Annotated in this window: 17 protein-coding genes and 5 pseudogenes; 12 read left to right on the top strand and 10 right to left on the bottom strand. The window is 67.8% G+C overall.

Translation table 11 applies throughout. The annotated features are described in order from the left end of the window. Positions 1 to 100 precede the first annotated feature (100 nt). Positions 101 to 1,294 carry a chorismate synthase gene (aroC, locus tag ACFQJD_RS06630; RefSeq protein ID WP_379797024.1) on the bottom strand — a complete coding sequence of 398 codons (1,194 nt, stop codon included), beginning with the start codon at positions 1,292 to 1,294 and terminating at the stop codon, positions 101 to 103. A gap of 19 nt (positions 1,295 to 1,313) precedes the next feature. After that, positions 1,314 to 2,582 (bottom strand): annotated as a pseudogene (gene aroA, locus ACFQJD_RS06625) (3-phosphoshikimate 1-carboxyvinyltransferase); the annotation flags it as partial. A 160-nt stretch (positions 2,583 to 2,742) separates the two neighbouring features. Here aroA and ACFQJD_RS06620 point away from each other — a divergent pair. Both ACFQJD_RS06620 and ACFQJD_RS06615 read left to right on the top strand, forming a co-directional pair. Then, positions 2,743 to 3,912, top strand: coding sequence for a M24 family metallopeptidase (locus ACFQJD_RS06620; protein ID WP_379797022.1), 1,170 nt, complete (start codon positions 2,743 to 2,745; stop codon positions 3,910 to 3,912). Positions 3,913 to 3,999: 87 nt separating this feature from the next. Beyond that, positions 4,000 to 5,169, top strand: coding sequence for an MFS transporter (locus ACFQJD_RS06615; RefSeq protein ID WP_379797020.1), 1,170 nt, complete (start codon positions 4,000 to 4,002; stop codon positions 5,167 to 5,169). On the opposite strand, the gene ACFQJD_RS06610 is transcribed toward ACFQJD_RS06615, so the two are convergent. Beyond that, positions 5,111 to 5,557, bottom strand: coding sequence for a Rid family detoxifying hydrolase (locus tag ACFQJD_RS06610; protein ID WP_379797018.1), 447 nt, complete (start codon positions 5,555 to 5,557; stop codon positions 5,111 to 5,113). The two genes, ACFQJD_RS06615 and ACFQJD_RS06610, sit on opposite strands and share 59 nt — an antisense overlap. Before the next feature lie 135 nt (positions 5,558 to 5,692). On the opposite strand from ACFQJD_RS06610, the pseudogene ACFQJD_RS06605 reads away from it, so the two are divergent. The 7 genes and pseudogenes from ACFQJD_RS06605 (at position 5,693) to ACFQJD_RS06575 (ending at position 10,823) form a co-directional block, all read left to right on the top strand. After that, positions 5,693 to 6,458 (top strand): annotated as a pseudogene (locus tag ACFQJD_RS06605) (prephenate dehydrogenase/arogenate dehydrogenase family protein). After that, positions 6,455 to 7,845, top strand: a pseudogene (locus tag ACFQJD_RS06600) (small ribosomal subunit Rsm22 family protein). Before ACFQJD_RS06605 ends, ACFQJD_RS06600 begins: the two co-directional pseudogenes overlap by 4 nt. Positions 7,846 to 7,884: 39 nt before the next feature. Beyond that, positions 7,885 to 8,661, top strand: coding sequence for a 5'/3'-nucleotidase SurE (gene surE / locus ACFQJD_RS06595; RefSeq protein WP_379797016.1), 777 nt, complete (start codon positions 7,885 to 7,887; stop codon positions 8,659 to 8,661). A 93-nt stretch (positions 8,662 to 8,754) separates the two neighbouring features. Beyond that, positions 8,755 to 9,435, top strand: a complete 681-nt coding sequence (locus ACFQJD_RS06590) for a carbonic anhydrase (RefSeq protein ID WP_379797014.1) — start codon at positions 8,755 to 8,757, stop codon at positions 9,433 to 9,435. A 176-nt stretch (positions 9,436 to 9,611) separates the two neighbouring features. Further along, on the top strand, positions 9,612 to 9,884 hold the full coding sequence (locus tag ACFQJD_RS06585; RefSeq protein ID WP_379797012.1) for a ribbon-helix-helix domain-containing protein: 273 nt from the start codon (positions 9,612 to 9,614) through the stop codon (positions 9,882 to 9,884). Continuing rightward, positions 9,877 to 10,158 carry a type II toxin-antitoxin system RelE family toxin gene (locus tag ACFQJD_RS06580; protein ID WP_379797010.1) on the top strand — a complete coding sequence of 94 codons (282 nt, stop codon included), beginning with the start codon at positions 9,877 to 9,879 and terminating at the stop codon, positions 10,156 to 10,158. The genes ACFQJD_RS06585 and ACFQJD_RS06580 overlap by 8 nt, the downstream gene beginning before the upstream one ends. A 257-nt stretch (positions 10,159 to 10,415) precedes the next feature. Continuing rightward, positions 10,416 to 10,823, top strand: coding sequence for a GNAT family N-acetyltransferase (locus tag ACFQJD_RS06575; protein WP_379797008.1), 408 nt, complete (start codon positions 10,416 to 10,418; stop codon positions 10,821 to 10,823). A 127-nt stretch (positions 10,824 to 10,950) separates the two neighbouring features. Here ACFQJD_RS06575 and ACFQJD_RS06570 read toward each other — a convergent pair whose 3' ends face one another. From ACFQJD_RS06570 to ACFQJD_RS06545, 6 genes and pseudogenes are all read right to left on the bottom strand, one after another. After that, positions 10,951 to 11,367, bottom strand: a complete 417-nt coding sequence (locus ACFQJD_RS06570; RefSeq protein ID WP_379797006.1) for a PIN domain-containing protein — start codon at positions 11,365 to 11,367, stop codon at positions 10,951 to 10,953. A gap of 9 nt (positions 11,368 to 11,376) precedes the next feature. Next, positions 11,377 to 11,607: a hypothetical protein gene (locus tag ACFQJD_RS06565; protein ID WP_379797004.1), complete on the bottom strand. Its 231-nt coding sequence runs from the start codon at positions 11,605 to 11,607 to the stop codon at positions 11,377 to 11,379. 546 nt (positions 11,608 to 12,153) lie between these two features. After that, the gene (locus ACFQJD_RS06560) at positions 12,154 to 12,474 is read right to left on the bottom strand and encodes a chorismate mutase (protein ID WP_379797002.1); all 321 of its coding nucleotides are present in this window, start codon (positions 12,472 to 12,474) and stop codon (positions 12,154 to 12,156) included. Further along, positions 12,432 to 13,306, bottom strand: a pseudogene (locus ACFQJD_RS06555) (shikimate kinase). Before ACFQJD_RS06555 ends, ACFQJD_RS06560 begins: the two are co-directional and overlap by 43 nt. 38 nt (positions 13,307 to 13,344) lie before the next feature. Beyond that, positions 13,345 to 13,797, bottom strand: a complete 453-nt coding sequence (locus ACFQJD_RS06550) for a hypothetical protein (RefSeq protein ID WP_379797000.1) — start codon at positions 13,795 to 13,797, stop codon at positions 13,345 to 13,347. Between the two features lie 27 nt (positions 13,798 to 13,824). Beyond that, positions 13,825 to 15,012: a hypothetical protein gene (locus tag ACFQJD_RS06545; protein WP_379796998.1), complete on the bottom strand. Its 1,188-nt coding sequence runs from the start codon at positions 15,010 to 15,012 to the stop codon at positions 13,825 to 13,827. 83 nt (positions 15,013 to 15,095) lie between these two features. On the opposite strand from ACFQJD_RS06545, the pseudogene ACFQJD_RS06540 reads away from it, so the two are divergent. Together ACFQJD_RS06540 and ACFQJD_RS06535 are read left to right on the top strand one after the other, a co-directional pair. Next, positions 15,096 to 15,523 (top strand): annotated as a pseudogene (locus ACFQJD_RS06540) (DUF5796 family protein). Further along, positions 15,520 to 15,753: a DUF7508 domain-containing protein gene (locus tag ACFQJD_RS06535; RefSeq protein WP_379796997.1), complete on the top strand. Its 234-nt coding sequence runs from the start codon at positions 15,520 to 15,522 to the stop codon at positions 15,751 to 15,753. The pseudogene ACFQJD_RS06540 and the gene ACFQJD_RS06535 overlap by 4 nt, the downstream one beginning before the upstream one ends. Position 15,754: 1 nt before the next feature. Here ACFQJD_RS06535 and ACFQJD_RS06530 read toward each other — a convergent pair whose 3' ends face one another. Continuing rightward, the gene (locus tag ACFQJD_RS06530) at positions 15,755 to 15,889 is read right to left on the bottom strand and encodes a DUF7128 family protein (RefSeq protein WP_379796995.1); all 135 of its coding nucleotides are present in this window, start codon (positions 15,887 to 15,889) and stop codon (positions 15,755 to 15,757) included. 70 nt (positions 15,890 to 15,959) lie between these two features. Here ACFQJD_RS06530 and ACFQJD_RS06525 point away from each other — a divergent pair, with 70 nt between their 5' ends. After that, positions 15,960 to 18,203 carry an AAA family ATPase gene (locus ACFQJD_RS06525; protein ID WP_379796992.1) on the top strand — a complete coding sequence of 748 codons (2,244 nt, stop codon included), beginning with the start codon at positions 15,960 to 15,962 and terminating at the stop codon, positions 18,201 to 18,203. Positions 18,204 to 18,361: the final 158 nt, after the last annotated feature.

Here is an 18,361-nt window from a genome sequence, read left to right as displayed (position 1 = left end):
TAAAGCCTTTGCTATGCTTTACCAAGGAAAGATGATGAAGGACCTAATATAGCTAATGAATCGTGGGCGATCTTTCATGGGGCTTCGGCGGACGACGCACCTACTCGTTCTGTGGGCTACTCGGATGGTAGTCGGTGTCGTACTCGCCGGGTCGATCGTCCAGACGATCCGGATTGATTCGGCCGCCGAGGAGCATGAAGTCCACGAGCGTCAGCGCCACCATCGCCTCGACGACGGGGACGCCGCGCGGCGGCAGGACGGGGTCGTGTCGGCCGACGACCTGGATCTCCTTCCTTTCGCCCGTCTCCCAGTCCACCGTCGTCTGCGTCTTCGGGATAGAGGTGGGGGCGTGGAGCGTCAGTTCGCCGTAAATCGGCTGCCCCGTCGTGATGCCGCCCTGCAGGCCGCCGTGTTTGTTGCCGGCTGGCGTCGGGTCGCCTCGCGGCCCGTCGCCGCTCGACTCCGAGGCGCTCCCCGCCTCGCTCCCGTCGAACTCCCAGTCCTCGTTCCGTTCCGACCCGGTATAGCTGACGGCTTCCGCCCCGAGGCCGAACTCGAACGCCGTCGCCGCCGGGACGGCCATCAGCGCCTTGCCGAGACGGGCGGGCACAGAGTCGAACCGCGGCGCGCCCAGCCCGCGCGGGACGCCGTGGGCCTCGAAGTGGATGGCCCCGCCGATGGAGTCGCCTTCCTCCTGGTACTGTTCGATGCGTTCGCGCATCTCGGCGGCCGTCTCCGGGTGCGCACACCGCACTTCGTTTTCCTCCGAGTGTTCGAGCATCTCCTCGAAGGTGACCTTCGGCGCTTCGATGTCGCCGATCTGGCTCACGTGCGCCTTGATCTGAATCCCCTGCTGGTCGAGGATCTTCTTCGCGATCGCGCCCGCGGCGACCCAGTTGACCGTCTCGCGCGCCGACGACCGCCCGCCGCCGCCCCAGTTGCGCGTGCCGAACTTCGCCGAATACGTGAAGTCGCCGTGGCTCGGGCGGGGTGCCGTCACGAACGGCTCGTACTTGCCCGAGCGGGCGTCCTTGTTCTGGATGACCATCCCGATGGGCGTCCCCGTGGTGTAGCCGTCCTGAAGCCCGGAGTTGATGGTCACCTCGTCCGGTTCGCCCCGGCTGGTCGTAATCATCGACTGCCCGGGTTTGCGCCGGTCCAGGTCCCGTTGGACGTCCTCCTCGGAGAGTTCGAGGCCGGCAGGACACCCCGAGACGGTGACGCCCATCGCCGGGCCGTGACTCTCCCCGTACGTCGTGACCTGAAACAGTCGGCCGAAACGATTTCCGTTCATTGACGGGACAGTACCGCTCCAGGTCATAAAGCACGTCGAAGAAGCCGGGGAACGAGACGTCGACGTGTTCGGCCCCGCGGATCGTCGTCTCGCCGTCGGCGACGAGGCCCGCGACGGCGAGCGACATGATGACGCGGTGGTCGTCGTAGCCGTCGACCGTCGCGCCCCGCAGGTCCGTCTCGCCGCCGTGAACCGTCAGCGTGTCCGCCTCCTCGGTCACCTCGGCACCGAGTTTCTCCAGTTCCGTCGCCATCGCGCTCACCCGGTCCGTCTCCTTGTAGCGGACGTGTTCGCAGTTGACGATTCGCGTCTCGCCGTCGGCGGCCGCGCCGAGAACCGAGATCGTCGGCAGGAGGTCCGGCGTGTCGCCGACGTCCACCTCGACGCCCGTGAGCGCCGACCGCCGGACGGCGATGCGGCCGTCGTCCCGGTCCCAGTCGACGTCCGCACCCATCCGTTCCAGTATCTCCACGATCGCCGTGTCGCCCTGTGCGCTCGGATGCGCGCCGCCGACGAGCACCTCCTCGCCCTCCTCGGCGCCGAGCGCGCCCGCCGCGAGGAGATACGACATCGAGGAGAAGTCACCGGGGACGTGGTACTCGCCGTTCGGCGGTTCGTAGGACTGCCCGCCGGCGACGGCGAAGCCGTCCGGCGTCGCCTCGGCGTCGACGCCGAACGCCTCCAGCACCTCCAGCGTGATGTCGACGTACGGCGCGGATTTGAGTTCGGTTTCGAGGTGGACCCCTATCCCCTCCTCCGTCACCGCGCCGGCCATCAACAGCGCGGTGATATACTGCGAGGAGACGTCGCCCGGGATGGACACCTCGCCGCCCGAGACGGGCCCCTCGACGACGAGCGGTGCCTGTCCGTTCCCGCGGGTGCTCTCGGCGCGCCCGCCGAGCTGGTCGACGGCGCCGAGAAGCGGCCCCTGCGGTCTGGAACGGAGCGAGTCGTCGCCCGTCAGGACGGTGACGCCGTCGGCCAGCGCGGCACAGGCCGTGACGAGCCGCATCGTCGTCCCGCTGTTTCCGCAGTCGACGACGTCTGCGGGGACGGCCGGCCGGCCGCCGAACCCCGTCACTTCGACGTGGTCGCCGTCGCGTTCGACGTCGCCGCCGAAGGCGTCGACGGCGCGCGCCGTCGCCTGCGTGTCCGCGCTGTCGAGGGCGTCGTAGACGAGCGCGCCGTGGCTGTACCCCGCCGCGAGGATGGCGCGGTGGGTGTAACTCTTCGAGGGCGGAGCCCTCGCGGCACCCCGAACCGAGGACTGGGATATCGTGACGTCCATACCGTGCGGTGCGCGGGTAGGCGTATCAGCGTACCGGACGATGGCGGTTCGGCCGGTCGGCGTCGCGGTCGCTCGCGGGGCGGTCGCTCGCGGCGTCGGTCTCCCGTCCGCCGACCGTGGCGAAGCCAACGCCTTTCACCTCGCCGCCCGACGGTCCGGCATGGATCCGGACCTCTCCGCCCTCGACGACTTTCTGGGCGACGACTACGACGGCTACCTGCTGGACGCCGACGGCACCGACTCCGACCAGCGCTACCTCTCCGGCTTCGACGCGCCCGACCCCTTCGTGACCCTGTACACGCCCGACTGGACGCACCTCCTCGTCTCCGGGCTGGAATACGGCCGCGCGCGAAAGGAGAGCCGGGCGGACTCGGTGTCGCGGCTCGTCGATCACGGCTATCACGACCACGTCGACGCCAGCGGCCGCACCGTGGGCCGGGCGAAGACGATCGCCGACTTCCTCGACGCCCGCGGCGCGTCGTCGGTGGCGACGCCGTTTCGCTTCCCGCTCGGTCCCGCCGACGCCCTGCGCGACGCCGGCGTCGCCGTCACCCCCGAAGACGCGGACGTCGTGACCGAGATACGGGCCGTCAAACGGCCGGACGAACTCGATCGCATCCGTGAGGCACAACGCGCGAACGAGGCGGCGATGGCCGCCGCCGAGGAGCTGCTCGCGGCCGCCAGCGTCGACGACGGCGTCCTCTATCGCGACGGCGACCCCCTGACGAGCGAGGCGATACGGACGGAGATCGAACTGACGCTGCTCCGGAACGGGTGTGCGCTGGACGAGACCATCGTCGCCTGCGGGGCCGACGCGGCCGATCCTCACGACCGGGGAAGCGGCCCGATTCGGGCGAACGAAGCGGTCGTCGTCGACATCTTCCCGCGCGACAAGGCGTCAGGCTATCACGCCGACATGACTCGCACGTTCGCGGTCGGCGACCCGGGCGAGACGCTCCGGGAGTGGTTCGATCTGACCGACGAGGCGCGGCGTGCCGCCCTCGACGCCATCGAACCGGGAGTGACGGGCGCGGCCGTCCACGACGCCGTCTGCGACGTCTACGAGGACGCCGGACATCCGACGCTTCGGTCGGACCCGGCCGCGGAGACGGGCTTTATCCACAGCACCGGCCACGGCGTCGGCCTCGACGTCCACGAACTGCCGAGGGTGAGCCCCGACGGCGGCGAACTCGAACCGGGACACGTCGTCACCGTCGAACCCGGCCTCTACGACCCCGACGTTGGCGGCGTCCGAATCGAGGACCTCGTCGTCGTCACCGACGACGGCTACGAGAACCTCACCGACTACCCGATCGAATTCGTGGTCTGACTCGGTGAGGGCGCTCGCCCACTGGGATGTTCCAGCCGACGTTCCCGGTACCACAAGCGACTTTACCGCGATGGACGGAGAGCGACTGTGAACTGGCGGTACCGACACACGGTCCTCGCGCTCTGTACGCTCGCGTTCGCCGCGACGATGGTCGCGCGCCTCGTCATCAGTCCGGTCGTCCCCGACGTCACTGCCGGCTTCGACGTCTCGACAGGGGCCGTGGGGCTCGCGCTCTCGGGCATGTGGGCGGCCTACGCAGTCACGCAGTTCCCGTCGGGTATCCTCGGCGACAGATACGGCGAACGCGTCGTCATCCTCGCCGCCGTGGGCGTCACCGCAGCGGCGAGTCTCCTGCTCTCGGTCGTCCCCTCCTTTCCGGCCTTCGCCCTCGTCGTCGTCGTCCTCGGGGCAGGAGCGGGACTCCACTACAGCGTCGCGACGACGCTGCTCACGCGCGAGTTCGACGACATCGGCCGCGCCATCGGCGTCCACGTCGCCGGCGGGCCGATCGCGGGCCTCGTCGCGCCCATCGCCGTCACCGCCGTCGCCGCGCGATACGGGTGGCGGTCCGCGCTCGCTCTCGGTGCCGTCGTCGCCGTCCCCGTCTTCGGCCTGTTTCTCTGGCGCGTCCGACCGACTCCCCCGGTCCGCCCCGACCAACCGATGCGCGAACGCGTCGCCCTCTCACCGCTCACGGAGTTTCTCACCCGCCCCGCCATCGCCTACACGACGGCCCTCGCCGTCGCGGGGGCGTTCACGTGGCAGGCGACCGCCTCGTTTCTGCCGACGTTTCTCGTCGCCTACCGGGGCCTCCCCGAGACGACTGCGGGGCTCCTCTTCTCGCTCTACTTCGTCGTCAACGGCGTCGCACAACCGATCATGGGGTGGGTTTCGGACCGGTTCGCGCCCGACACCGCCGTCGTCACCAACATGAGTACGGGCGTCCTCGGCTTCGGGTTGCTCGTCGCGGGGCCGGACGTGGGGATGATCCCCGCGGTCGTCCTCGTCGGCGTGGCGATGACATGGGGCGCGCCGCTCCAGTCGCGCTACTTCGACCGCTTCGAGGCCGACGAGCGCGGGGCCGCGTTCGGCCTCGTCCGCACCGTCTACATGATTCTCGGCGCGTCCGGGAGCGTCGTCGTCGGCGTCCTCTCCGACACCGTCGGGTGGGCCGGCGCGTACGGCCTCCTCGTCTGCGTCATGGCCGTCGGCCTCTCGTTGCTCGCGGCGAATCGGGCCTTCCGCCTCGGCCTGTGATCGGGGCGACGGCGGCGACGACGTCGAGTTCGACCACGCTCGTCTCGTAGAGGTCCGCCACTTCGACGACACACCGGACCGGATACGGCTCGGAGACGTACCGCTCGTACACCTCGTTGAACTCGTCGAAGGCGGCCAAATCCGTGACGTAGACGGTGACCTTGAGTACGTCGTCGAACGACGCGCCGCCGGCTCCGAGCGTCGCGTCGACGTTCTCGAGGACTCGCTTTGCCTGTTCGGTCATCGTCTCCCCGACGATCTCGCCCGTCTCCGGATCGCCGGGGAGCTGGGCGACGTACAGCGTCTCGCCGTGAATCACGCCCTGGCCGATGGGGAGCGAATAGAGGTCGGTGAACGAGGGCGCGTCGTCCGTCGTGACTGGTTCCATACGTGAGCTTTCGGGCCCCACCGACGAATAGCTAGCTCTCCCGAGCGCCGGCCGTTCGCGGCGTTTCGGACGACGGCGGTCGTGGTCGAGTCGCGTGACCAACCCTTTTTGCACGTCGGGAATCAGAGCACCTACATGGATCTGCTGGTGGTCGGGGCGGGCGAGATGGGTCGATGGGTCGCCCGGACCGTCGACGCCGACGTCGCACTCGCCGATGTCGACCCGTCGACGGCCGACGCGGCCGCCGCCGAACTCGACGCCCGGTCGGTCGCGATCGGCACCGACGAGACGTTCGACGCCGTCTGTCTGGCCGTCCCCATCTCGACCGTCGCGGACGCCGTCGCCACGCACGCCCCCGCGCCGAGCGCGCCATGTTCGACGTGTCGGGCGTGATGGACGCCCCCTCCGCGCCATGCGCGAACAGCTGCCCGACCGCGAACGGGTGAGCATCCACCCCCTCTTCGCGGCGGCAAACGCGCCCGGTAACGTCGCCGTCGTCGCCGACGCGCCCGGCCCGGTGACCGACGCCGTCCGCGAGGACTTCCGGGCCGCCGGCAACGACTGCTTCGAGACGACGGCCGCCGAACACGACGAGGCGATGGAGACGGTCCAGGCGGGCGCACACACGGCCATCCTCGCGTACGCCCTCGCGGCCGAGGACGTGCGCGACGAGTTCGCCACGCCCGTCTCCGCCCGCCTCGACGACTTGGTTCGGACGGTCACCGGCGACACGCCGCGCGTCTATCGCGAGATTCAGGAGATGTTCGCGGGCGCGGACCGGGTCGCCGACGCCGCGCGCCGCCTCGCCGCCGCCGAGGGTGAAGCGTTCGACGAACTCTACCGCGAGGCCGGCCGCCACCCCACGACCGAGGCCGGGACCCGCCGAACCGAGGGCGAATGATCGACCGCGACGCCGTCCGCGCGAACGCGAAGTACCTCCGCAACGTCCGTCCGATCGACCCCGAGGAGATCGCCGACTACGTCGAGGGCCAGCCCCACCCGGCCGTCGTCCGGCGCGTCCTCCGCGAGGAGGCCTACGACCTCGCGCTCTTCGAACGCGACGACGGCACGTTCGTCCCCGCAGCCGACGACCCGGTTCCGCCGGGGTGGACTCCCGAGGCCCTCCCCGAGCGCTACGAGGACGCCCTCGCCGACCTCCTCGTCGAACGCTGGGGCATCGAGTGGTACGACGGCCCCTCCGGCGACCACCTCCGCGACGTCGTCAGCCGACTCAAGGCGGATTACTACCACCAGAACCCCGTCGAGTACGACTACGACGCCGCTCTCGGCTACGCCATCTACCACCTCCCCGACTACTACGCCGCCGTCGGCTACGTCCTCGACGACCTGGCCGAGCGGTCGCTGCTCCCGCGTCGCCTCCGCGTCCTCGACGTGGGCGCGGGCGTCGGCGGCCCCGCGTTCGGCCTCCACGACTACCTCCCCGATGATTCGGTCGTCGACTACCACGCCGTCGAACCGAGCGACGCCGCCGACGTGTTCACCCGCCTCGCCGACGAGACGCGGCGGAACTTCCGGACGGCCGTCCACGACGACCGCGCCGAGACGTTCGACCCCGAGGGGAGTACGACCTCGTCTTGCTGGCGAACGTCCTCAGCGAACTCGACGACCCCGTCGCCGTCGTCGAACGCTATCTCGACGCCGTCGCCGACGACGGGTCGCTCGTCGCGCTGGCCCCGGCGGACCGCAACACGAGCGTCGGACTCCGCGAGATGGAGCGCGCCGTCGCGCCGCCGGACGGCGACGTGACGATCTATTCGCCGACGCTCCGCCTCTGGTCCGGCGAGGCCCCGTCGGACGTCGGCTGGTCGTTCGACGAACGCCCCGAGATAGACGCGCCCGGAGTGCAGCGGCGACTCGACGAGGCCGGCGATGCCGACGGCACGTTCGTCAACACGTCCGTCAAATTCTCCTACTTCGTCGCCCGGACGGACGGAAAGCGACGGTGGGAGGGGCGCGCCGACGCCGATCGGTACGCGAAGATGGCCGAGATGGAACGCCACGTCACCGAACGGGTGGACGTGCTGGCGGTGAAACTCAGTCGCGACCTCGCGGACGACGGCAACTCCCTCTACAAAGTGGGCGACGGGAGCGAGTCGGTCGAACAGTACGCAGTCTGTACCCGGGAGTCGTCGCTGAACCGCGACCTGCGGACCGCCGACTACGGCGACGTCCTCGCGTTCGAGAACGTCCTCGTCCTCTGGAACGACGACGAGGAGGCGTACAACCTCGTCGTCGACGGCGAGACGGTCGTCGACCGGGTCGGCTGAATCGATGGGCCTTTTTCGGCCGCCGTCGGATGGGGTGGCATGGAATCCCCTCGCGTTCTTCTGACGAACGACGACGGCATCGAGAGCGTGGGCTTTCGAGCCGTCTACGACGCGCTCTCGGCGTTCGCGGACGTGACCGCCGTCGCCCCGGCCGCCGACAAGAGCGCCGTCGGCCGCGCCATGTCGAACGAAGTCGCTGTCAGGGAACACGAACTCGGCTACGCCATCGAAGGAACGCCCGCCGACTGTACGGTCGCCGGCCTGGAGTCGCTCTGTCCCGACGTGGACATGGTCGTCGCCGGCTGTAACAAGGGAGCCAACCTCGGTGCGTACGTGCTCGGGCGCTCCGGGACCGTCAGCGCCGCCGTCGAGGCGGCCTTCTTCGACGTCCCCGCGATCGCCGTCTCGCTGTACGTCCCCCTCGGCGACAGCGACTGGCGGGAGAAAGCGACCGACCCCGAAGACTACCGCGACGCCGCGCGGGCGACGGCGTATCTCGTCGAGAACGCCCCCGACGCCGGCGTCTTCGACCGAGCGGAGTATCTGAACGTCAACGCCCCGCTCCCCGGCGACGGCCCCGCGCCGATGGAGATCACGACCCCCTCGACGCTGTACGACATGCGCGCGGAACCGAACGGGGAAACCATTCGACTGCACGACTACGTCTGGGAGCGCATGCGCGAGGGCGACATCCCCGATCCGGAGGGCACCGACCGACGGGCCATCGTCGACGGGAAGATCTCCGTCTCGCCGCTGACTGCGCCCCACACCACTGAGCACCACGAGTCCCTCGACGCCCTCGCCGAGTCGTACTAGGCCGGCGACGCCCGCGGGGTCACTGCAGCGGACGCCGCGAGGCTGTCACCGCGGAACGACAGAGTCTATGTCGACGAGTGCGTTCGCACACCCATGCATCAGGCGTTCGTCGAGTTGCTGGAACGCAACGCTGACCACGCGGAGACGTTCGACTCCCGCTTCGACGACGTTCAGGACGCCCAGCGTCCGGACGCCGTCACGGTCTGTTGTTCGGACTCCCGCGTCCTGCAGGACCACGTCTGGGACAACGACCGGCCGGGGCACATCTTCACGTGCGGCAACATCGGCAACCGGGTCGTCCAGCGAACCGCCGACGGCGACGTCGTCTCCGGCGACGTCCTCTATCCCATCGCCCACACCGGAACGGACCTCGTCGTCGTGATGGGACACACCGGCTGTGGGGCCGTCACCGCGACGTACGACGCCCTGACCGACGGACTCTCCGAGCCACCGGGCATCGAACACTGCCTCGACCTGCTGAAACCGCATCTCGAAGCGGGGGTGGAGGCCCTCCCGGAAGACCTGGGCCGCGACGAAGCGATAAATCGTCTCGTCGAGTACAACGTCGACCGCCAGGTACAGTTCCTCGTCGCGAGCGAGCAGGTAACCGATGACGTCACCGTCGTCGGCGTCGTCTACGACTTCCAGGACGTCTACGGCGGCCAGCGAGGGGAAGTCCACGTGATCAACGTCGACGGGGAACGGGACGTCGACCGGCTGCGGGCGGCGCATCCGGACGTGGAATCGCGGATCCGTCGCCGCTGGGAGTACTGAACGGCGTCTGTCAGCGACGCGTCCGTTTCTCGGCCTGGTTCAGGTCTCGAACTGGCATCACGGGCTTTGCATAGATTGCCGCGTTCGTCGTGAGCAGTAGTGTTGGCACCAGCGTCACTCGATATCGGAAACGAGCGCACGGAAGGCCTTTGTGTAGTACTACCGTAGTACAAAATATGGCTCAGTCCGACGCCACTGCCAACGGGAACGACGAGAAGGTGAACCTCCGGCTACCGAAGGGTTTCCTCGCCGACTTGGACGAGCAGTGGCAAGAACAGGGGTACAATTCGCGTTCCGAGTTCATGCGTGAGGCCTTGCGCGACGCGGTGTACGGGACGCGACTCTCAAAGCGAGCACTCGAAGACCTGCTGGAGAGTGAACGGCAGTTCGAGGAAGGCGAGACGGTCAGTGCAGAAGAGGCCCGCGAACGGTTCGGCACGGATGGGTGAGGAGTGGGCGTGGGAACTCTCGAGCCGAGCGGCGGACGGACTCGGAGCACTCGACGCCGAGACGCAACAGCGAATCCTCGATAAGCTCGACGACGTGGTTTCGGACGAGTTCCGCGACCCGCCCGATTTCGCTAAACCGTTGACCGGCGCGAAGCCGTGGCAGTCGTTACGGGTCGGTGACTACCGGGCGATAGTCCGGTTCGACCGCAAAAACCAACAGATGCAGGTCGGTGCGGTCGGTCACAGGTCGTCCATCTACGACGAATTCCGGTAAAGGCACGACAGAGCGTCCCGGGGATAGAACGGGAACGGCCACCGCGGATCCGGAGAACAGCTATCGAAAAGAAATTCCGTAGCCGAACAGACGATACACAGCCTGAGCGGCCTTTTACAGCACCGACTTTCGCGTTTCTCGGCCTCGTTCGGGTCTCGAACTGGTGTTACAGATCCCGCATCCATTCTTCACACACCGCGTTCCTCGAGGCTCGGTGTCACGCAAAGATTGTATATCCGCCTTCGAGACGTCGGTGTATGGAAACGAGACGAATCGAGGAGCTCTCGACCGGACACGTCGACGACCTCCACCGGCTGTATCAGAACGAGTGGTGGACGGAGACGAGAGACCGGGAAGAACTCCCCCAGATGCTTTCCAGTTCCGACGAACTGTTCGGGATCGAGAACGCGGATTCGAGAGAACTCGTCGCGTTCGCCCGCGTCCTCACCGACTACACGTATAAGGCGCTTATTTTCGACTTCATCGTCGCTGAACCGCATCGGAACGAAGGGCTCGGAGCGCAACTAATGAGCGAAGTGCTCGGTGAGCCCCGCTTGGCCGACGTAGAACACTTCGAACTGTACTGTCTCGAAGAGATGACTGGCTTCTACGCGCAGTGGGAGTTCACGGAAGAACTCGGAGACCTCCGCCTGATGAGGCGCTGATTCGCTCCATCGATGAAATCCGTTGATTACCGAGATTCCCGTTGCTCGGCCTTGTTCAGGTAGCTAAAACCCATGATTCGAAGCTGCGTACTTTTTCGGTTCGTTCACTATTCCCGGCGTCAGGAAGTCACACCGGCTCGAACGATTCGATAACCTCACTGGTCGTGAACACCGACACGAGGTCTTGTGCATCGAAGTCGGAGTCGTCGCTCCACAGCCCAGCGTCACGAGCGAGCGCACAGGCGACGTACAGCACGTCGTCCGGGTCGGTATCACCTACCGCGTCTTCTGCCTCCTCGATGTACGGGTAGAACTCGCTGGCAGGCACCACCTCGATATACTGGAACAAGAGGTCGATAAACTGTTGAACTCTGTCCGAACTCAGTCTCGATTGCTCGACGATGAGACCTTCGTAATTCCCGATTTCGTCGTGGACGACTTCGGGTGTCAGAAGGTCCGGTTTGAGGGTGACAATGAGTTCTCGGGTCTTCGAGTCGGCAATGAGTGCCGAGATGACGACGTTCGCGTCGACGACCAACTTCATCCGTCCATGTTACTCCGACTCTTCTTCGAGGCGTTCCCGTGCGCTCTCGTTGATTTTGGCGGAAATTTCGTCTACGTCGGCTTCCGTGAGTTCGCTGTCCGCAGTGAGTTCATCCATCAGTTCGAGTTTCTCGATTTTATCTTGGATGGCCTGCCGAGTGACCTCGCTCCAGTTGAGTTCCGGGTGCTTCTCCATCCGCTGTTTGAGTGCATCGTCTACGTTGACCGTGATGGTGGGCATAGTAGAACTGTGGGGACACAGGATACTGTGTCTTACGGTGGACAGAATATACTAGTCGAACTAACCAGTTATGACCTCCGCTCGTGCCCAGTACGATTTCTCAACCGGGGCACCCGTAGAATACACATCCGAACACCAGATACAACGGAACGTAACCCAGCACGAGCAAGAGACCGAATTTAACGAACGCTTTCGAGGTGGTACGCGAAAAGCGACTGAACGGATAGATGATCGTTGCGAACAGGATCGCCGAAACGCCGATGATGGCGAGAGAGAACACCCCGATGATGCCGACCCCGGGAACCGACCGGCAAGCCCAACGAATTCGACGAGATTAATGACCAGAACGACCGCAATTAGCGCGCTTCCCGCTTCGAGCGGCTTCCTGAGTCGGTGCATGCTTCCTCTTAAATCCGGCCGACGGCGTTCATCAACTTTCTGTTCGTGTGAATAGCGACTCCTCTGGTGATCCCACTTCGATGCGAAAACCACACGTCGGTCGAACCGGCTACCAGAACTATTTTGCAGACGGCACCGTGGCGGAAGCTACCGATTTTCTCTCTGCTCCGCCTTGTTCAATTCGATGAGCAACCGGAAGATGGCCTTCACGAGGTTGCGGTCGACGTCGAACCGCTCGGCGAGTTCGGACACGCGTTCCATCACGCGCTCCTCCTGTGTCTCGTCGGTGGTCGGCAGGCCGCGTTCCGCCTTCACGTCGGCGACCGTTCCCGCGATGTACGTCCGACGTGCGACGAGTTCGACCAGTTCGCGGTCGATCTCCTCGATCTCCTCGCGGAGTTCGTCGAGCGTCATCCCGTCGGTAGTCATATCGTCCGTGCTCCGTCCGTTCGTGTTGTCGTCAGCCATGTCGTTCCCTCACGTTCGTTCCAGTAGTTGCGCACCTGTTCTAACGCCGATCGCTCGCCGACCGCGACGACGCTCGGACCCGTCCCCGAGAGCGAGACGCCCGCGACGTGGGGCATCGCCTCGACCGCCGGATCCGTCGGGAAGCCGAGCGCCGCCGAGAACGCCAGTCCGTTGACCGTCATCGCCTCGCCGTAGCGCCCGTCGAGAGCGAGCTCGGCGACCAGGTCGGCCATCGGCGCGACGCGTTCACAGCGGTCGACGGGTGCCTCCGCGCTGAACGCCCGTTCCGGCGGCGTCCACACGAGGACGTCCCAGTCGCGTTCGTCGCGCCGGCGGAGTTCGTCGTCGACGTTGTCGGTGACGGTGACGCCGCCGAGCATCGACGCGCTGGCGTCGTCGAACGCGCCGGTGACGGTGACGCCCGCCTCGCGGGCGGCGCGGACGCCCAGTCGGCAGGCGTCGACGCGTGACACCGCCGCATCGGAGTCGTCGCCCACGTCGACGCCGAGCGCGTCGAACGTCGCCAGTACCGTCGCGTTCGCCGCCGCGCTCGAACTCTTGAGACCGGCCGCCATCGGCACGTCGCTCTCGGTGTGGACGTGTCCCCCTCGCCGTCGCCGAACTGCTCGATTACGAGTTCGACACAGCGCTCGACGAGGCGCGTGTCGGCCTCCGGCGCGCCGTCGACGTCGCCGTCGACGCCGCTCGTGTCGTCAAGCGTGACCGTCGCCGTCGTCTCCGCGTCGATGGCGAACGCCGATCCGGTCCCCGTGGCGAGGGCGTTGAGGACCGTCCCCGCTCCGAGGGCGACTGCGCGGCCCTGTGCCTGCATACCGATAGGCGCGCGGACCGGACAGTTAGGTGTAGCGATTACCGCACGAACGCAGACCCCAGGAGGCCGCTCACCCCGCCGACGACGCCCGTGGCGACGCCGGCGACGAGGAGCGGCCCGATCGCCTGGTCGACGGCGTAGATCTGCTCCGTGCCCGGACCGCCGACCAGCGAGAGGCCGAACGTTCCGAGGCCGGCCATGACGAAAAACCCGACGAGCGATCCGCCGCCGGCGACGCCGCCCGCGAGCCGCCAGTCCAGAAACCGCGATCCGACGAGCACGCCGACGACGGTGCCGACGACCGGTCCGGCCAGAAACAGGGTCACGGTCGTCTGGAACGCCGAGAGCGAGACGAAGACGGGCCCGAACTCGGCGAGGGTCGCGCCGCTGGCGGCCGAGGCGAACTGGACGCGCGCCCAGTCCGTCGCCGCGTAGCTCACGACCCCGAGCGCGGCCCCGAGCGCCGCGAAGACGCCGACGACCAACCACAACTGTCTGGTGGCGGACCTCGACGACATCTATCGTCTCCAGAGCCACGTCCGGTCGAGCGGCCTGCTCCAGCCGACGCGTTCCTCCCACGCCACCCGCGACGGCGCGGCGACGAGCAGGTATCTGCCCGCTCGAATCAGAAACGCGTAGACGACGTCGCCCTCGTAGGTGTAGTAGATGCGTCGCCACGCGTCGCGGCCGAACGAGTACGTCCCCTCCTGGGCCACCGGCCCCTCGGTCAGGTTCGCGATGGCCCGCCCGGACGCGGCCGCGTCGGTGAACCGCTGGAGGAACAGCGACGTCGAGCGGTACGCCGTCGGGTCGAGCGTCTCCGGTTGGTCGTCCGCGGGCGGAACCGCGTACGACAGCAGGTAGACGTACTCCTCGCGACCGTCGGATTCGCCGACCGCTTCGAACCGGTCGCGAACCGGTGCGAGCGTCGCGTCGGGAAACGGGTCGCGCTCGACGTACCGGGGGCCGTTGTAGGCGTACGCGCGGTATCCGGTCGATCCGTGGTACAACTCGAAGAGCCCCGGGGCGACTTCGTCCTCGTCGTCTTCGTCATCGTCTTCGTCGCCGAAACCGTCGCCGTCGCTGTCGTGGAGCCACCGGTAGAGCCGGTTGTCTATCTGCCGGTCGGAGAGGCTGCGTTTGATGAACAGTTGGTTCCGGATGCTGCGGTAGAACGTCGCGAGGCGGGCCAACTCCTCGTCGACCCTGTCGAGGTCACCGCGCCCCGAGAACTTCCGGATCGTGTCGAGGTGGTGAGACGCCTCCTCCTCGACGAGCGCCTCGACGTCGAAGTGTGAGCCGAGCGCCGTCTCGGCCACGGAGTGGGCGTCCTCGGCGGCGGCAGCGACGTTCTCGATCGTGTTGGCGTTTATCTCCGCGTCGCGACGGACGCGCTCTATCGTGGCGATGGCCCGAGCGAGCGCGTCACGATAGGCCTCGACGGCGTCGTCGTACTGCCGGGCGAACCACGCTATCTCCCCGTCGATGCGTTCGAGTTCGGTCGCGAGGCGACGGTGACTCGGCGGTTCGTCGACCTGTGCGGGGGCCTCGTTCGCGGCGGTCGACCCCGAGTCGACGAGCGCCCGAGCGTCGCTCCCGCCGGACGTCTTCGGGTAGCGAACGTTCGAACCCCGCGAGAGACAGCCCGCAGCCCCGACGCCGAGGCCGGCACAGAGACCGACCAGATCCCGGCGTGAGAGTTCCATGCCGGCCCATCGAACGCGACCGATATATATGTGTGGCCGAGCCATGGCGCGACGTTTTCCCTCCGCCAGCGGTAGCTACCGGTATGCAACTGCGAAACGACGTGGCTCCGAGCACCCTCGGCGTCGACCTCCTCGAACACGGCGTGCAGGTGGAGTATCTCGACGGCCGGACCGTCCTCTATCGCGGCGTGCCCGAGGCGGTGACCGGGACGCTCCGGACGCCCCCGGAAAGCGGACGCACGTCCTCGTCACCGATCCCACCGAGACGGAGGGCGTCATGATGTACGTCAACGACCACAAGACCCACGACGACGTCCTCGAATCGACCGGTGTCGGCCGCATCATCCTCGACGCCGGCGAGGAGGAAGAACTCTTCCCGGGCGTGACCGTCCGCAGCGGCGAGGGACAGCGGACGGAGGTCGAGGCCGATCCGGAGACGGCCGGGGGTCGCGTGTTCGTCTTCGTCGAGGACGACTGGGGCGAGGACTCCTACGAGATCGTCGGCGAATGAGCCTCCGCAAACGCTGGCAGGAACTCGATCGGTCGACGGTGGCGAACGCCCCCGACCGGTACGGCGTCTACGAACTCGGCGACGAGAGCGGTGAGACGGTCGAGATCGACGCGGGCGTGCTACGGGACGAACTCAAGGAGGCGCTGGCCTACGGCGACGCCTCGAAGGTCAGGTGGACGACCGCGACCTCGCGGAAACACGCCGAGCGGTTGCTCGCCGAACACCGGTAGCCTACTGGAGATAGGACGGGTCCGACTCGTCGCAGTTCTCTTCGTGTTGACCGGCGTCCTCTTTCGAATCGAACAGCATTCCACACACGTCACACTTGTACCACGTCATGCCGTCCCGCTCGGTCGTGGAAACCATACGGGAACGTGTGTCGTCCCGCGATAAAACGATTGTCCCGGTTGCCGTCACGCCGCGGGCCAAGCGTCAAATGGTCCGCCGGCGAATCACTCCCCATGGCAGACGACGGCGCGGTGGAACTCACGGTTCGCGGCGCGGAAAGCGGGACGCCGGGCGCGGCATCGCGCGCCTGCCGGAGGCGGCCCGGCGCAAACTGGGCGTCCTGAGCGGCGACGCCGTCGTCGTCGAGGGCGAGCGCCCGGCCGTCGCCAAACTCTGGCCCGCGCGGGCGGGCGTCGATGCCGGCGCGATACAGGTCGACGCCGACACGCGGTCGAACGCCGGCGTCAGCATCGGCGACACCGTCCGGGTCCGCCGGGCGTCCGTGACGGACGCCGAGTCGGCGACGTTCCGCGCGCCCGCCGGCCTCGACGCCGACCGCGACGACGCCCGGTCGGCGCTCGCGTCCCACCTCCGGAGTCGCCCCGTCCGAGTCGGCGAACGCGTCCGCGTTCCGCGGCTCGGCGACGCCCCGTTCGTCGTCGCCGACACCGACCCCGAGGGGACGGTCCGCATCACCGACCGCACGACCGTCTCCGTCTCGTGGCCGTCGCGGGGAGACGCGGACACCGGCGAGGAGTCCATCGACTCGACCACCAGTGAGGGATTCCCCGATTCGACCACCAGTGAGGACGGGGGCGACGCGGCGCGTCGAGAGGCCACCGGGCCGTCGACGGCTCTCGCTCCGGAGACGGGCGTCACCTACGAGGACATCGGCGGCCTCGACGAGGAACTCGACCTGGTGCGCGAGATCATCGAACTCCCGCTCTCGGAACCGGGGCTGTTCGCCCGCCTCGGCATCGACCCGCCGAAGGGCGTCCTGCTCTACGGCCCGCCGGGGACGGGGAAAACGCTCATCGCCAAGGCCGTCGCCAACGAGGTGGACGCGACGTTCTTCCACGTCTCGGGGCCCGAGGTCATGTCGAAGTACAAAGGCGAGAGCGAGCAGCGCCTCCGCGAGACGTTCGAGGAGGCGGCCCGGTCGGCACCCGCCATCGTCTTCTTCGACGAGATCGACTCGATCGCGCCCGAACGCGAGGACGGCGGCGACGTCGAGAGCCGCGTCGTCGGCCAACTGCTCTCGCTGATGGACGGCCTCGACGCCCGGGGCGACGTCGTCGTCGTCGGCGCGACCAACCGCGTCGACGCCATCGACCCCGCCCTCCGTCGCGGCGGCCGGTTCGACCGCGAGATCGAGATCGGCGTCCCGAACGCGAAGGGACGACGCGAGATCCTCTCGGTTCACGCGCGGCGGATGCCGCTCGCCGAGGGCGTGGATCTCGACAGACTCGCCGAACGCACTCACGGCTTCGTCGGTGCCGACCTGGAGTCGCTGGTGACCGAGGCGGCGATGACCGCCCTCCGGCGCGCCCGCCGCGAGAACCTGGACACGTCGAGCCTCGAAGTGACCCGCGAGGATTTCGAGGCGGCATTCGTCTCCGTCGATCCGAGCGCGATGCGCGAGTACGTCGCGGAGTCGCCGACGGCGGGGTTCGACGAAGTGGGCGGCCTCGCCGAGGCGAAGCGCGTCCTCGAACGCGCGGTGACGTGGCCGCTCACCTACGGCCCCCTGTTCGAGGCGGCGAACGCCGACTCGCCCTCGGGCGTCCTGCTTCACGGCCCGCCGGGGACGGGGAAAACGCTCCTCGCGCGGGCTATCGCCGCCGAGAGCGGCGTCAACTTCATCCACGTCGCCGGCCCCGAACTGCTCGACCGCTACGTCGGCGAGAGCGAGAAGGCCGTCCGCGAGGTGTTCGATCGGGCCCGCCACGCCGCGCCGGCCATCGTTTTTTTCGACGAGATCGACGCCATTGCCACCGCACGCGGGAGCGGCGGCGACGACGCCGTCGGCCAGCGCGTCGTCTCGCAACTGCTGACGGAACTCGACCGCCTCACCGAGAATCCGAACCTCGTCGTCCTCGCGGCGACGAACAGGAAGGACGCCCTCGATCCGGCGCTGTTGCGCCCCGGACGCCTCGAATCTCACGTCCCCGTTCCGCCGCCGGAGGCGGACGCCCGGCGGGAGATACTCGACGTCCACACCCGGGAGACGCCGCTCGCAGACGACGTCGACGTCGACGAACTCGTCGCCCGGACGGACGGATACACCGGAGCCGACCTCGAAGCCGTCTGCCGGGAGGCCGCCCTCCGGGCCGTCGAGGACGTCGCCGAACGGTATCCCGGTCCGGCGGCCAACGCCCACGCCGACGAGGTGGTCGTCCGCGCCGAACATTTCCGCGCGGCCCTGGACGTGGTGCCGCCGTCGATCGGCTGACTTCGCGGCCGTCGCGTCCTCGGTGGCGGCATCGACGCCCTCAAACCCCGGTCGACCCTATCGGTCGGCGATGACTGACGACTGGATTCCGGACGACGAGTGGCGGACGATCGTCGCGAACGCGCCGATCGTCTCCGTCGACCTCGTCGTCCGCGTCG

The sequence above is a fragment of the Haloplanus sp. GCM10025708 genome (genome assembly GCF_042663985.1).
Taxonomy (GTDB): Archaea; Halobacteriota; Halobacteria; order Halobacteriales; family Haloferacaceae; genus Salinirarus; species Salinirarus marinus.
This window is presented reverse-complemented; position numbering and strand designations above follow the sequence as displayed.

Excerpts from the sequence above, each read along its gene's own strand:
- aroC (WP_379797024.1), bottom strand. The coding sequence starts at position 1,294 with ATGAACGGAAATCGTTTCGGCCGACTGTTTCAGGTCACGACGTACGGG.
- ACFQJD_RS06620 (WP_379797022.1), top strand. The coding sequence starts at position 2,743 with ATGGATCCGGACCTCTCCGCCCTCGACGACTTTCTGGGCGACGACTAC.
- ACFQJD_RS06610 (WP_379797018.1), bottom strand. The coding sequence starts at position 5,557 with ATGGAACCAGTCACGACGGACGACGCGCCCTCGTTCACCGACCTCTAT.
- surE (WP_379797016.1), top strand. The coding sequence starts at position 7,885 with ATGGAATCCCCTCGCGTTCTTCTGACGAACGACGACGGCATCGAGAGC.
- ACFQJD_RS06590 (WP_379797014.1), top strand. The coding sequence starts at position 8,755 with ATGCATCAGGCGTTCGTCGAGTTGCTGGAACGCAACGCTGACCACGCG.
- ACFQJD_RS06585 (WP_379797012.1), top strand. The coding sequence starts at position 9,612 with ATGGCTCAGTCCGACGCCACTGCCAACGGGAACGACGAGAAGGTGAAC.
- ACFQJD_RS06580 (WP_379797010.1), top strand. The coding sequence starts at position 9,877 with ATGGGTGAGGAGTGGGCGTGGGAACTCTCGAGCCGAGCGGCGGACGGA.
- ACFQJD_RS06575 (WP_379797008.1), top strand. The coding sequence starts at position 10,416 with ATGGAAACGAGACGAATCGAGGAGCTCTCGACCGGACACGTCGACGAC.
- ACFQJD_RS06570 (WP_379797006.1), bottom strand. The coding sequence starts at position 11,367 with ATGAAGTTGGTCGTCGACGCGAACGTCGTCATCTCGGCACTCATTGCC.
- ACFQJD_RS06565 (WP_379797004.1), bottom strand. The coding sequence starts at position 11,607 with ATGCCCACCATCACGGTCAACGTAGACGATGCACTCAAACAGCGGATG.
- ACFQJD_RS06560 (WP_379797002.1), bottom strand. The coding sequence starts at position 12,474 with ATGGCTGACGACAACACGAACGGACGGAGCACGGACGATATGACTACC.
- ACFQJD_RS06545 (WP_379796998.1), bottom strand. The coding sequence starts at position 15,012 with ATGGAACTCTCACGCCGGGATCTGGTCGGTCTCTGTGCCGGCCTCGGC.
- ACFQJD_RS06535 (WP_379796997.1), top strand. The coding sequence starts at position 15,520 with ATGAGCCTCCGCAAACGCTGGCAGGAACTCGATCGGTCGACGGTGGCG.
- ACFQJD_RS06530 (WP_379796995.1), bottom strand. The coding sequence starts at position 15,889 with ATGGTTTCCACGACCGAGCGGGACGGCATGACGTGGTACAAGTGTGAC.
- ACFQJD_RS06525 (WP_379796992.1), top strand. The coding sequence starts at position 15,960 with ATGGTCCGCCGGCGAATCACTCCCCATGGCAGACGACGGCGCGGTGGA.